This window comes from Vicinamibacterales bacterium (assembly GCA_035699745.1).
In the GTDB taxonomy this organism is placed as follows: domain Bacteria; phylum Acidobacteriota; class Vicinamibacteria; order Vicinamibacterales; family 2-12-FULL-66-21; genus JAICSD01.
Genome location: DASSPH010000106.1, coordinates 18,455 through 30,163 on the forward strand (window position 1 = coordinate 18,455; position 11,709 = coordinate 30,163).

Annotated in this window: 9 protein-coding genes; 4 read left to right on the forward strand and 5 right to left on the reverse strand. The window is 67.5% G+C overall.

Annotated elements, in window-relative coordinates; all coding sequences use genetic code 11:
* Nucleotide 1: 1 nt before the first annotated feature.
* The 5 genes from VFK57_24310 to VFK57_24330 form a co-directional block, all read right to left on the reverse strand.
* Nucleotides 2-1,501: an aminotransferase class V-fold PLP-dependent enzyme gene (locus VFK57_24310; GenBank protein ID HET7698864.1), complete on the reverse strand. Its 1,500-nt coding sequence runs from the start codon at nt 1,499-1,501 to the stop codon at nt 2-4.
* Nucleotides 1,498-2,310 (reverse strand): PIG-L deacetylase family protein, encoded by an 813-nt coding sequence (locus tag VFK57_24315; GenBank protein HET7698865.1) that lies wholly within the window; start codon nt 2,308-2,310, stop codon nt 1,498-1,500. The genes VFK57_24310 and VFK57_24315 overlap by 4 nt, the downstream gene beginning before the upstream one ends.
* 15 nt (nt 2,311-2,325) lie before the next feature.
* Complete coding sequence (locus VFK57_24320) at nt 2,326-4,011, reverse strand: TldD/PmbA family protein (protein ID HET7698866.1); 1,686 nt, start codon at nt 4,009-4,011, stop codon at nt 2,326-2,328.
* A 14-nt stretch (nt 4,012-4,025) separates the two neighbouring features.
* Nucleotides 4,026-5,384, reverse strand: coding sequence for a TldD/PmbA family protein (locus VFK57_24325; protein HET7698867.1), 1,359 nt, complete (start codon nt 5,382-5,384; stop codon nt 4,026-4,028).
* A gap of 177 nt (nt 5,385-5,561) precedes the next feature.
* Nucleotides 5,562-5,813, reverse strand: a complete 252-nt coding sequence (locus tag VFK57_24330; GenBank protein HET7698868.1) for a hypothetical protein — start codon at nt 5,811-5,813, stop codon at nt 5,562-5,564.
* A 17-nt stretch (nt 5,814-5,830) separates the two neighbouring features.
* On the opposite strand from VFK57_24330, the gene pruA reads away from it, so the two are divergent.
* The 4 genes from pruA to VFK57_24350 form a co-directional block, all read left to right on the forward strand.
* Nucleotides 5,831-7,543: an L-glutamate gamma-semialdehyde dehydrogenase gene (pruA, locus tag VFK57_24335; protein HET7698869.1), complete on the forward strand. Its 1,713-nt coding sequence runs from the start codon at nt 5,831-5,833 to the stop codon at nt 7,541-7,543.
* Between the two features lie 87 nt (nt 7,544-7,630).
* The gene (locus VFK57_24340) at nt 7,631-8,416 is read left to right on the forward strand and encodes a cytochrome c (protein HET7698870.1); all 786 of its coding nucleotides are present in this window, start codon (nt 7,631-7,633) and stop codon (nt 8,414-8,416) included.
* Between the two features lie 16 nt (nt 8,417-8,432).
* Entirely contained in the window at nt 8,433-9,950 is a 1,518-nt protein-coding gene (locus tag VFK57_24345) for an acido-empty-quinoprotein group A (protein ID HET7698871.1), read from the forward strand.
* Between the two features lie 126 nt (nt 9,951-10,076).
* Nucleotides 10,077-11,709 (forward strand): carboxypeptidase-like regulatory domain-containing protein (locus VFK57_24350; protein ID HET7698872.1); only part of this gene is annotated, 1,633 nt, incomplete at its 3' end.

Consider the following 11,709-nt stretch of genomic DNA (forward strand, 5'->3'; position numbering starts at 1 on the left):
ATTACGCTCCCGCCGGGCGGGCTCGCAGCTGCGCGTCCAGCGTCTCGCCGAGACGGACGACGATGTCCGGCAGGGCGTCGATGTCGGCCGCCTGGGTGTTGAAGTTGACGATGCACGCGCGCAGCACGTAGCGCCCGCCGACGACCGCGTTCGAGACGAACGCGTCGCCGTCGCGCTGCAGGCGATCGAGAATCGCCTGGTTCAACTCGTTCAGGTAGCTCTCCGTCGCCGCGCCGCCGGCCGCCTTCCGCAGATCGGACGGGATGAAGCGGAAGGTGGTGATGCTGAGGGCGCAGGTGCACGGCTCGAGCTGCGGATGCCGCGAGACCCGCTCGTGGAGCCGCGCCGCCAGCCGGATGTCGTCGCCGATCGACTGCGTGTAGCCGGCCCGGCCGGCATGCGCGAGCGCCAGCCACACTTTCAGCGCGCGGAACCCGCGCGAGTTCTGCGGGCCGAAATCGACGTAGTTCGTCGCCTCGATGCCGAAGTGGTAGTACGGCGGATGGTACGCGAACGCGGCGCGCAGGTGCTCCGGATGCCGCACCAGGGCGCACCCCGCCTCGAGCGGGGAGTAGAGCCACTTGTGCGGATCCACCGCCACGGAATCGGCGAGCGGAAGGGCGGCCTCGATCTCCGGCGCCGCGCCGGGGACGGCGGCGGCGAATCCGCCGTAGGCGCCGTCGACGTGGAACCACAGGCCGCGCTCGCGGCAGACGCGCGCGATCGCGCGGAGCGGATCGACCGCGCCGGTGCTGACGCTGCCGGCGGTGCCCACCACCATGAACGGCCGGTCGCCGCGCGCGGCATCGGCGTCGAGCGTCCGCTGCAGGGCGGCGGCGTCCATGCGCTGCTCGCGATCGACGTCGACCCAGCGGATCGCGTCGGTGCCGAGGCCGGAGAGATCGGCCGCCTTCTGAATCCAGGTGTGGGTCTCGGCGGAGCAGTAGACGCGCGGCGTCCTGCCGTCGCGCCCCACGCCGCGGCTCCGCACCTCCTCGCCTGCCTTCGCGGCGCGCGCGGCGAAGAACCCGATGAAGTTCGCCATGTTGCCGCCGCTGACCAGGATGCCCCCGCAGTCCCGCGGATAGCCGATCAACTCGGCGATCCAGCGGATGGTCTGCGCCTCGATCTCGGTCGCCACCGGCGCGAGCGTGTAGCCGCCGACGTTCGGGTTCACCGCCGCGGCGAGGAAGTCGCCGAGAATGCCGATGTGCGCCGGCGGCGCGGTGATGTAGCCGAAGAAGCGCGGGTGGCCGTTGAACAGCGAGTGTTCGAAGAGCAGCCGTGCCGCCGACTGGACCAGCATCGCCGGATCCCGCCCCTCGGCCGGCAGCGGCGCGTCGCCGTCGAGCAGGTCCCGGACGCGGTCGGGGAGGTCGCCGCGCGTCACCGGACGGGTGGGCAGCGATTCGAGGTGCTCGGCGATGGCGTCGACCAGCGCGTGGCCGATCCTGCGGAACTCGCTCGGCGGGATCGCGAGCGGCCGCCGGCGTTCGGTCATGAGCTGCGCAGTCCGGCGAAGAGATCGGTTTCCTGCTGCCGCCCGCCGTTCACCGTGCTGAAGACGCGATAGTAGGCCTGCGATCCCCACAGCGCGTGATGGTCCGCTTCGGTCAGCGAGTCGAGCCTGGCGTAGATCGCGTTCTGCGTGCGATGGCACTGGACGGCGCGCCACACGATGGGCCACTGCGCGCGCGTGTCGATGCGTGTCGTGATCGACCAGTCCGGCCAGGGGATGGCGGCGCGCTCGACGCCGTCGACGCGCGAGACCAGCCGCTTGAAGGCCGCCTGGTAGGCCTCCCACTTCGCCTCGTCGTTGACCATGTAGTAGAGCTTCGCGACGCGATGCGGCGGGCCGCCGGCGGTGAACGCCGCATCGGCGGCAAGGACGAGCGCGGCGGTGGTGAACTGACAGATTGCGATGTGATCGGGATGGCCGTAGGCGCCGAACGGATCGAACGTCAGCACGACGTGGGGCCGGACGCGGCGGAGGTGCACGGCGATCTGCGCCGCGGCCTCGCGCGGATCGGCGCGATCGAGATCGCCGTCGCGGTAGTCGAGCAGCGTGACCTCGCGGACGCCGAGCTCGCGCGCCGCGTTGCGCAGCTCCCCCTCGCGCGCGCTGCCGACCGCGTCGTCATCCGGGCGGTTGCTGTTGTCGAAGAACCGGCCGCGCTGGCCGCGCGTGGCGGTGAGGACGAAGGTGTCGATCCCTTCCTGGGCGTAGCGCGCGAGGACGCCGCCCATCCCGAGCGACTCGTCGTCGGGATGGGCCAGCACCGCCATCAGCCGCAGCGCGCCGGCGGTCATTCGGACCCGCGATCGCTAGGCAAACGCCGCCCCGACCATGATCTTGCGGATCCGCAGGTAGGGCGATCCGTGCGAGATGCTGTTGGTCTGCGTCGGCTGCCCCTTGGCGTCGCCGCCGGTGCCGTGCATCTCCCACGACTCGCGTCCCGACACCGCGTCGAGCGCGCCCCAGAAGTCGGTGGTGATCGCGTTGTAGGTGACGTTGGTCACCATCCGGGTCTTCTTGCCGTTCTTGATCTCCCAGAAGGCGTTGCCGCCGAACTGCCCGTTGTAGCGCTGCTGGTCGATCGAGTAGCTGCCGCGTCCGTCGATCAGCACGCCGTCCCGGGTGTCGGCGATGATCTCTTCCGGCGTCGGCGAGCCGGGGCCGCCGGGCTCGACGTGCACGTTCGGCATGCGCAGGAACGGATAGTCGCGCCACGAGGCCGCCGAGGTGCAGCCGCGGCTCTCCTTCTCGTTGACGTAATGCGCCGTCTCGCGGTTGGTCTGGAGGCCGACGAGGATGCCGTCGCGGACGATCGGGAACTGCGTCGTCTTGACGCCGTCGTCGTCGTAGCCGATCGTTCCGAGGCCGCCGGGGATGGTGCGATCCGCGGTGACGTTGAACAGCTTCGAGCCGTACTTCAGCCTGCCGAGGTCCGAGAGCTTGACGAAGCTGGTGCCGGCGTAATTGGCTTCGTACCCCATGATGCGATCGAGCTCGGTCGCGTGCGCGACGATCTCGTGGATGGTCAGCATCGCGTGCGAGGGGGTGAGGATCAGATCCTTGACGCCCATGTCGATCGGCTTCGCGGCGGCGAACTCGACCGCCTCGCCGGCGATGCGCTCGGCGTTCTCGAGCATCCTGGCCGCTTCGGCAACCTCCCAGCCGCCGGTCCTGGCGATGCCGCTGAAGTTGCGGGTGCGGACGATGTCGCCGTTGCGGGCGGTGACCGAGAACGACGGCGTCGTCAGCCAGGTCTCCTGTTCGATGTAGGAGCCCTCGCTCGACGCGAAGTACTTCCACTCGAAGTTGGCGTTCACCGAGACGTTGACGTTCTGGACGCCCTTGTTCTTGAGGACCTCGTCGACCACCTTCTGCACGAACTGCTGCTTGTCCTCGCGCGGCATCTGGTCGGGGTTCTTCTGCGTCGGCGTCGCCCAGTTGATCTGGTAGGCCTGCACCGGCGCGAGCCTGACGTCCGTCTTCTTCGCGATCGCGCTGGCGCGGGCGATCTCGGTCGCGATCTTCGTGATCCGCCGGATCTCGTCCTCGGTGACGATCGGGCTGCTGGCGAAGCCCCACGTGCCGCTGTGGATCACGCGGACGCCGAAACCGGCCGCGCCGGTCCGGCCGGCGCCGCCGCGTCCGCCGCCACCGCCGCGACCACCGCCGCCGCCGAACCCGCCGCCGCCGAATCCGCCGCCGCCCCGGCCGCGTCCACCGCCGCCGCCGAAGTTGCCGGCGTCTTCGGCGCCGGGCACCGGGTTGCCGCCGTTGGCGTTCACGCCGCTGTTGGTCGCGCGCGTGAACCGGATGTCGGCGTAGCTGCAGCCCGCCGCCTTCGCCTCCTTCAGCGCGATGTCGGCGAGCCCCTTGAACTTCGATTCCATGACGCGCCCGGGCGGCGTCTGGGCGAGGAGATCGGCAATCAGATCGCTGCCGGCGACCACGAGGCCCGCGGCGCCGACGGTTTTCAGGAAGTCACGGCGTGTCGACATATCGATCCTCGGCCCTACACTGCGGGCGACACAGAAGTCATGTAGAAGTCTTCCATCCGCACGGCGGGGACCAGGGCGGTGCCGCCGCCGTCGTACGATTCACCCGTGTGCATCGGCACGCTGTGACCGACGGCGGTGACGTTGTTGAAGCCGACCAGCGGCGACATGTTCCAGCGGAAGTTCTGCACCGGCCCGGCGATCTCGCCGTTCTCGATCAGGAACAGGCCGTCGCGGGTCATGCCGGTGTTGAGCAGCGTCGGCTGATCGACCGGGCGGATGTACCAGAAGAACGACACCAGCAGCCCGCGCCGAGTCGACTTGATCATCTGCTCGAGCGACTGCGGAGTCGATCCTTCCAGCACCAGGCTCATGTTGGTCGTGGCGCGGGTCGGCTCCTTCTTCAGGCGCTCGGCGTACTGCTGGTCGTAATAGAGATTCTTGAGCACGCCCTTCTCGATCCAGGTGACGGGACGCGCCGCCGTGCCGTCGGGAAGGATCGGCGTCTGGCGGAGGATCGGATTGCCGATGTCGCTCTTGAGCGTGATCAGCTCGCTGAAGACCTTCTGCCCGAGCTTCGAGGTGCCGCGCTCGTCGCCGGTGAGGTAGCTCCTGGGACCGGTCTCGACGGCGCGCGCGTTGAAGATGCCGGTCATCAGCGACAGGAATCGCGCCGCCGGCCGCGGCTCGAGGATCACCGTGTAGCGCCCGGGTTCGAGCGCGCGCGGCTTCTGGCTCCTGACCGCCTTGTCGGCGGCGATCTCGCTGATCCGCACCGGGTCGATCAGGCTGAGATCCTTGACGCCGGTGATGCCGGCCCACCCCGAGCCGCGTCCGTCCGGCGTGCGGCAGGTGAGAATCATCCCCGCTTCCGCGTACTGGTAGTAGGCGAACAGCCCCGCCGAATTGGCGGTGCACGTCGTCTGATAGGTCTTGGGGATGTAGCCGGATCCCAGCGCTCCTTTCTTGTCGCACACCGCGACGCTCTTGCGCACCATCTCGGCGCGTTCGCCCGGGCCGAAATTCACCATCGCCGGCAGCGCCGCGTCGACGGGGACGTAATCCTGCGGCCCCTTCACCAGCGGCTGGAGGTTCGGGTTCTCGCGCGCCGCCTTCGCCGCCTCCGTCGCTTCGTCGACCATCGCCTTCAGCGAGTCGTCGTCGAACTCGCGCGTCGATGCGGATCCGACCTTGTTCCCGAGGCGGACGTTGACCGACAACTGCTGATCGAGCTGGACGAGATTGACGGTGATGGTGGAATTGGCCCAGCGGGTGCCGGAACGTTCGCCGCCGTTGAATTCGACTTCCACGGCGTCCGCCCTGGCCATGTTCAGGACCTTGTCGGTGAGCGCCTTGATCTCTTCGCGTGAGTACATATGCCGCGCGATTATACCCGCGCGCAGCATACGAATCCCTCATCCCTGATCGCTGATCGCGAATCCCTCATCCCGAATCCTCATCCCGCATCCTCATCCCGCATCCTGAATCCGATTGGGGATGGGGATTCGCGATCAGGGATCAGGGATGAGGGATTCAGGATCAGGGATGAGCGTTCAGGGATTCGCGCGTTTCTTCGGGAAGATGTTCCAGCCTGGTGTATCCGACAGATCGGGAAGGTCCGGCCTGATCGGCGGCTGCTGCGTGTAGTGATCGAGGCCGTTCACGCCGATGGGCGTCCGCGCCGACTTGAAGGAGCCGCCGGGCACGAGGCGGCGATCCGCCGGCGCCGGCTCGGTGGTCTTCTGTTCCGCGCTCGCGGGCTGTCCTTTTCCCTCGTCCCCCTTGGGGGATTTCTGGTCTGCCATGCATCTATAATCACATCATGTCTACACACGCGCCAACGTCTCCGGCTGAGAAGCACTCCGACGTCATGGCACCGCCGCCGGGGCAGGGCGTGACCCTGCACGCCGCGTTCGCCGGCGTGCGCCGCGTGCCCGAGCCGGTCAACGAACCGAATTTCACCTACGCGCCCGGCACCCCCGCGCGCGCCGAACTGAAGGCCCGCCTCAAATCGATGGCGGCCGAGAAGATCGAGATTCCGCTGATCATCGGCGGCCGCGAGATCCGCACCGGCAAGCTCGAGAAGACGGTGATGCCGCACGATCACGGTCACGTGCTCGCGGAGTACCACCTCGCCGGCCCCGAGCACATCCAGCAGGCAGTCGCCGCCGCCGCGGCGGCCCGGCGCGAGTGGGCGGCGTGGCCCTGGGAAGATCGCGCCGCGGTACTGCTCCGCGCCGCCGAGCTGCTGGCCACCACGTGGCGCCCGACGATCAACGCGGCGACGATGCTGGGACAGTCCAAGACGGCGTTCCAGTCGGAGATCGACGCGGCGTCGGAGATGATCGACTTCTGGCGCTTCAACGCCTACTTCGCGCAGGAACTCTACCGCGAGCAGCCGATCAGCGGCCCCGGCGTCTGGAACCAGATGGAATACCGCGCGCTCGAGGGGTTCATCTACGCGGTGTCGCCGTTCAATTTCACGGCGATCGGCGGCAACCTCACCACCGCTCCCGCGCTGCTGGGCAACACCGTGATCTGGAAGCCCGCCTCCTCCGCGATGCTGAGCGGCTACTACACCTACAAGGTGCTCGAGGCCGCAGGCCTGCCGCCGGGCGTGATCAACTTCCTGCCCGGCAACTCGGTCGAGATCACCAACGCGCTGCTCGACTCGCCCGACCTCGCCGGCATCCATTTCACCGGCAGCACCGCCGTGTTCAACAGCATGTGGAAGAAGGTCGGCGAGAACATGGGGCGCTACCGGACCTATCCCCGGCTGGTCGGCGAGACCGGCGGCAAGGATTTCGTCGTGGCGCATCCCTCCGCCGACCCGCAGGAGGTCGCCGTCGCGCTCGCCCGCGGCGCGTTCGAGTACCAGGGGCAGAAGTGCTCGGCGGCCAGCCGCACGTACATCCCGCAGACGCTCTGGCCGGCGGTGCGCGACAGCCTCGTGGCGATGATGAAGGCCTTCAAGGTCGGCGACGTCCGCGACTTCCGCAACTTCATGGGCGCGGTGATCGACAAGAAGGCGTTCACGAAGATCAGCGAGTACCTGGACGACGCGAAGAAGAACGCGAAGGTCATCCAGGGGGGCGGCGCGAAGGGGGACGCGGGCTACTTCATCGAGCCGACGCTCGTCGAGACCCAGGACCCGGGCTACCGGCTGCTCTGCGAAGAGATTTTCGGCCCGGTGCTCACCGCGTACGTCTATCCCGACGGGCGCTGGGCGGAGACGCTCGACATCATCGATCAGACGTCCCCCTACGCGCTGACCGGGGCGGTGTTCGCCCGCGATCGCAAGGCCATCCGCGACGCGGCGTCGGCCCTGCGGAACGCCGCCGGCAACTTCTATATCAACGACAAGCCGACCGGGGCGGTCGTCGGCCAGCAGCCGTTCGGCGGGGCGCGCGGCTCGGGCACGAACGACAAGGCGGGCTCGAAGCTGAACCTCGTCCGCTGGGCCAGCGCCCGTACCGTCAAGGAGACGCTCTCGCCGCCGCGGGATTACAAATATCCGTTCATGGCCGAAGAATAGCCGTGCACACTGCGCACCGGCCGATGCGTAATGTGCATTTCCTAGTTGACGCTGGACGACGGTAGAGACCACAATCTGCCGTCGTTCATGCAGCGCATCCTGACCGCGTGTCTGTTGTGGCTGGCCGCGGCCCCCGTCTCGGGCCAGACCCGGGCGGCGGCGGTCTCGCCTGGTGAAACTCTCTTTCAGGCGCAATGCGGCTTCTGCCACGGGCGTGATGCCACGGGCGGCGCGTCGGGGCCCGATCTCACCGACTCGGAGCTGGTCGCACAGGACCGCAATGGCGACAAGCTCGGTCCGGTCATTCGCACCGGCCGTCCCGAGCGCGGAATGCCCGGGTTCCCCCTTTCGGATCCCGATCTGAAATCCGTCATCGACTTCATCCATGCCCGCAAGGCCGCGGTGGACAAGAACCCGGGCCGGCGGCGGCGAGTGACCATCGCGGATCTCTCGACCGGCAACGCCGACGCCGGCCGCGCCTATTTCAATGGCGCCGGCGGCTGCGCCGCGTGTCATTCGCCCACCGGCGATCTCGCCAGCGTCGGCGCCCGCTACCGCGGACTCGGCCTCCTGATGCGGTTCCTCTATCCGACCGCGGGCAATGCCACGCAGCTGCCGGGAGAGCCGAGGCAGAATCCCGTCACCGTGACGGTGACGCTCCCCACAGGGGAGACCGTCACCGGTCCGCTCGTCTTTCGCGACGAATTCACGATCGCGCTGCGCGACGCGGACGGCTGGTTCCGCTCGTGGCCACAGTCCGCCGTCAAAGTGTCCGTCAAGGACCCGGTGCAGGCGCACGCGGACCAGTTGGGCAAGTACACTGATGATGACGTTCACAACCTGTTCGCGTACCTGCAGACGCTGGTCAAGTAGCCGCCGCCCCACGCGCGTGGCACGCGGACTGGCCGCGTGTGCCGCGATCGTGGGGGCGTCGGCCGCGCTGATCGGGCAGGCACTCGATCCCTCGCTGCTGCTGGCGCCGACGAAGGACAGCTGGCCGTCCTATCACGGCGACTACTCGGGACGCCGGCACAGCGCGCTGACCCAGATCACGCCTGAGAACGTCCGGCAGCTCGGGCTGCAGTGGGTCTTCCAGACCGGCCGGCCCGATCAGCTCAAGGCCTCGCCGATCGTCGTCAACGGCGTCATCTACATCAGCGCGCCCGATCATCTGTGGGCGCTCGACGCGCGGTCGGGACGGCAGATCTGGCACTATACCCATCCTGAAAACCAGGCCTTCCACATCGGTCACCGGGGTGTGGCGGTGTACGGCGATCTCGTGTACCTCACCACCCCGGACGCCTACCTCATCGCGCTCGGCGCGAAAGACGGCAAAGTCCGGTGGAAGGTCACGATCGCCGACTGGAAGAAGGGCTACTGGTCGACGATGGCGCCGCTGCTGATCCGGAACCACCTGCTCGTCGGCGTGTCCGGAGATTTCGACAACCTGCCGGGCCTGCTGCAGTCGTTCGACCCGACCAACGGCGAGTTGCAGTGGACGTTCTATACGACCAAGGACGGACCCCACTTCGGCGGCCAGATGTGGATGACCGGCACCTACGATCCGGAGCTGAACCTGACGTACTGGGGCACCGGCAATCCGACGCCGGTGCTGAACGGTCCGGCGCGCCCCGGGCCCAACCTGTATACCAACAGCATCGTGGCGCTGAACCCGGAGACCGGGAAGCTCGTGTGGCATTTCCAGGCGACGCCGCACGACACGCACGACTGGGACGCGAACGAAGTCCCGGTGCTCGTCGACGGGACGTTCCGGGGGCAGCCGGCGAAGATGCTGATGCACGCCTCGCGCGGCGGCTATTTCTTCGTGCTCGATCGCGCCACCGGACGCAACCTCCTGACCCGGCCGTTCGGTCCGGTCAACTGGGCGAAGGGGATCGACGAGAAGGGACAGCCGATTCCCGATCCCGCCAAGGAGCCGTCGCGCGACGGCGTGCTGATGGCGCCGAACGAGGCCGGTCTGACCAACTACCGTTCGCCGAGCGTCGACACGCGTGAAGGGCTGTTCATCGTCAGCGCGCAGGACAGCTACGGGATCTATTTCTTCAAGCCGGAACATGGGGACTACGGCTGGGCCGGCGCCGACTACAACATCTGGGGCAAAGGGCTGCTGAAAGCGATCGACTACCAGACGGGGGACATCAAGTGGACGAAGGACCTGCACGGCGGCGCCGCAGGGGCCGGCGTCCTCACCACCACCACCGGGGTGCTGTTCACCGGTGATTCCGCGGGCAACGCGATCGCCCTGCGCACGCGCGACGGGGCGACCCTGTGGAACTCCGGCATCGGCCGGGTCGGCACCGCGCCAGTCACGTACGAGCTGGACGGGCGCCAGTACCTTCTGATCGGCGGCGGCTCATCCCTCTTTGCGTTTGCGCTGCCGCGCTAAGTGTCGAGTTGACAATGAACTAAACAGGAAGTAGAAAGCAGGCCTGCACAGGATTCAGGCGCGTTTCGTGGGAGGAGACGGCTCGGTCCGGTCCGCCGTCCGCGTACACAGCGGGAGGAGCGCATGATGAGGAAGCTCGGGATCGTCGCGTTGGGGGCGTTGGCCCTGGTGGCCACGGCTCTTGACGTTTCGGCGCAGATTACGACGGGCAACATCTCGGGAACGGTAAGGGATGCGCAGGGCGGCGTCGTGCCCGGCGCCACGGTCATCCTGATCGACGAAGCGCGCGGCACGCGACTCGCGCCCGCGACGACGGACGAGACCGGCACCTACGTCTTTCCCAACGTCACCGCGGCCACCTACACGGTCGAAGTGACGATGAGCGGCTTCAAGACGGCGCAGCGAAAAGCGGTACCCGTCAGCGGCGGCGACCGCGTGTCGGTCCCGCCCATCACGCTCGAAGTCGGCGGCCAGACCGAAGCGGTCACCGTCGTCGCCGAGTCACCACTGGTGCAGGCGCAGAGCGGCGAGCGATCCTTCACCATCACGACCCAGCAGGTCGAGAACCTCCCGATCAACCACGGCAACTTCACCAGCCTCATACAGCTGGCGCCTGGCGTGAGGGACGGCGGCGCCAACCAGAACGGCGCGCGCATGGGGAGCGCGAGCCAGGACAACATCATGATGGACGGCATCTCGGCCATGGACACCGGGAACAACGGCCAGATGCTCAACATGAACATCGAGTCCATCGCCGAAGTGAAGATCCTGACGCAGGGCTATCAGGCGGAATTCGGCCGCTCGAGCGGGCTGCAGATCACCGCCGTATCGAAGAGCGGCACCAATCGGTTCCGCGGCTCGGCCTACGAGCTGTTCCAGAATTCCGACTGGAACTCGATCCGCATGCTCAACAAGCTGAATAACGACCCGAAGCCCAAGGCCAAGTCGAAGACGCTCGGCTATTCGATCGGCGGCCCCATCGGCAAGCCCGGGGGGACCAACAAGCTGTTCTTCTTCTACAGCCACGAGTACGTCCCGACCAGCAACCCGATCAACAACGGCAACCCGATTCGCTATCGCGTGCCGACCGCGCTCGAGCGGGCCGGAGATTTCTCGCAGACCCTCGACAACAACGGCGCGCTCTTCAACTTCATCAAGGATCCGGCGCTCACCGGCGCCTGCAATGCCACCGATCAGACGGCGTGCTTCCAGGATGGCGGTGTGCTCGGCAGGATTCCGGCGAACCGGTTGTATTCGGTGGGTCTCGCGATTCTGAACCGGTATCCGATGCCCAACCGGGCGCAGACGCCGGGCAGCAACTACAACTACGAGCTGGGCGGCGCGGGAGGCGAGCCGCTTCCCATCGTCGAGCAGCTGCGGCAGCAGCCGGCGATCCGCCTCGACTACCAGCTCAACGCCAAGACGCGCATCAGCTGGACCTACGGCGGTGAACGGCAGCGCCCGCTGTTGCGGTCCGGCCTGATCCCGGGATTCACCGATGTGAAGACCCCGTACCCCTACATCACCAAGTACTCGTTGACGGCGAACTACATCCTGACGCCGACGACGTTTCTCGAGGGCACGTACGGGTTCATCCGCAACGAGCTGGCCGACGGCAACGAAGGCGGCGTGCTGATGAACGACTCGGCGAACCGCCTCAAGGACCTCGCCGCCTTCCCGATGTTGTATCCCGATGCCGGCATCGTCCCGAAAGACTCGTACGCGTATGAAGTGCTGGAAGACATCAAGCCGCCGTTCT

Excerpts from the sequence above, each read along its gene's own strand:
- VFK57_24310 (HET7698864.1), bottom strand. The coding sequence starts at position 1,501 with ATGACCGAACGCCGGCGGCCGCTCGCGATCCCGCCGAGCGAGTTCCGC.
- VFK57_24315 (HET7698865.1), bottom strand. The coding sequence starts at position 2,310 with ATGACCGCCGGCGCGCTGCGGCTGATGGCGGTGCTGGCCCATCCCGAC.
- VFK57_24320 (HET7698866.1), bottom strand. The coding sequence starts at position 4,011 with ATGTCGACACGCCGTGACTTCCTGAAAACCGTCGGCGCCGCGGGCCTC.
- VFK57_24325 (HET7698867.1), bottom strand. The coding sequence starts at position 5,384 with ATGTACTCACGCGAAGAGATCAAGGCGCTCACCGACAAGGTCCTGAAC.
- VFK57_24330 (HET7698868.1), bottom strand. The coding sequence starts at position 5,813 with ATGGCAGACCAGAAATCCCCCAAGGGGGACGAGGGAAAAGGACAGCCC.
- pruA (HET7698869.1), top strand. The coding sequence starts at position 5,831 with ATGTCTACACACGCGCCAACGTCTCCGGCTGAGAAGCACTCCGACGTC.
- VFK57_24340 (HET7698870.1), top strand. The coding sequence starts at position 7,631 with ATGCAGCGCATCCTGACCGCGTGTCTGTTGTGGCTGGCCGCGGCCCCC.